The following is a 1,456-nucleotide window of genomic DNA, read 5'->3' on the forward strand; positions in this document are numbered from 1 at the left end:
CTGCACCTGCAAATCAGGCAAGGCTAAAAGCTGTTGGTAGAAGTCGGTTTCCTGCATAGACCAAGTTAACCACAAGAATTGTCAGAGTACCAATTTTATTAGTTGTTTATTGTTAGGTTTGTCTTCTTTTAGCCTGACCGCTAACGAACAGGGCTTGGCGAAGGTAGGGAAATAGAATTTCGTCTGCCCGGAACCGCTGCTGATTGAAAAACTGATGATGAAGATAACAACAAAAAGTCAAATAGAATTCCGTCAAGCTGGAACAAAAGCCACATAGTAATACAAAAGTTCATTGTTATTCCGTCTGCCCCACTTTTGCCAAACCCCTTGTTAGCTGCCGTTTTTATTCTAATGTTTTCAATTTTTTGCTACTTTCCGTTTTTCAATTATAAATCTTATGCCGTCTGGTATTGCTTTAATTAATTGAGAATCGTGTGTTTCATTTTTGTAAGTAGCATATTTATGTTCTAATCCCGATTGCTTATTTTTTTGTAGCAAAGAATCAAATTTGGCTACGAATTTAAAATTTGGATCTTCTGTTCCATCACTTATAAAAATATTTTTGTTTATATAATTTTTGATTTTAAATAGAGCCTCTGCTTCTTTTATTATATATTCATCTTCCAACCATAATGATGGGCTGACCGCTATGTAATCATTAAATAATTCAGGGTACATTAACAAACAATAGATAGACATTAAACCTCCAAGCGAATGTCCGAATAATATTTTTTCATTTGTTGTTTTATACTCTTTATTTATAAAAGGTATTAACTCATCCTTTATAAATTTTAAGAAAAGCTTACCACCAACTGATTTTGTCGCACCTAAAGAATTATTTGTAGCAAGGGGAACAGGTGTTAAGTCGTTAGTTCTTTCATCTTTATAATTTGCAATGCCGACAATAATCATTGGTGGGAAGTCGCCACTATTAATTAAAGAGTCAACAATACCAGCAACCATTCCAATATTTTCACCATCCATCATATATAATACTGGAAGTGGTTCCTCAGGAAAAATGTCTATTTGAGGTTTATATATAAATAGTTTTCGCTTTTGGTTTAAAACTTTTGAATGGATAGTTTTTATCTTGCCACTCTTTAATATTTTACTGTCAATTTGTTGTGCTCTTAAAGAACTAGACGAAAAAGGAAGACTAATGATTATAAAAAGGATAATAAGTTGAATTTTCATTTGACTATTTTTTAAATTTGTTAGCTACCTTTTTTATTGCTTGTTTATTAGGTTCTTCACAAAATTCATTTCAACGTCAACCTCATCTACACATTCCTTTGGTGTTGGAAAAATTTTATAGTCCACAAAATTTGTACGTGGTATGGTATATGGTTTAGCTGAACCACTGGGTGCAATTCAAATTGTCGCAACCATGTCGTAGCTTAGGGCATGCCTGACGAACACTCCCTGCCCTTCACCGAAGAAGAATATGTGGCTTTGG

General features: G+C 33.6%; 1 protein-coding gene. It reads right to left on the reverse strand.

Features of this window, described 5'->3' with window-relative positions; genetic code table 11:
* Positions 1-357 precede the first annotated feature (357 nt).
* The gene (locus B157_RS35285; protein ID WP_020603788.1) at positions 358-1,194 is read right to left on the reverse strand and encodes an alpha/beta hydrolase; all 837 of its coding nucleotides are present in this window, start codon (positions 1,192-1,194) and stop codon (positions 358-360) included.
* Positions 1,195-1,456: the final 262 nt, after the last annotated feature.

It is taken from the genome of Spirosoma spitsbergense DSM 19989 (genome assembly GCF_000374085.1).
Lineage (GTDB): Bacteria > Bacteroidota > Bacteroidia > Cytophagales > Spirosomataceae > Spirosoma > Spirosoma spitsbergense.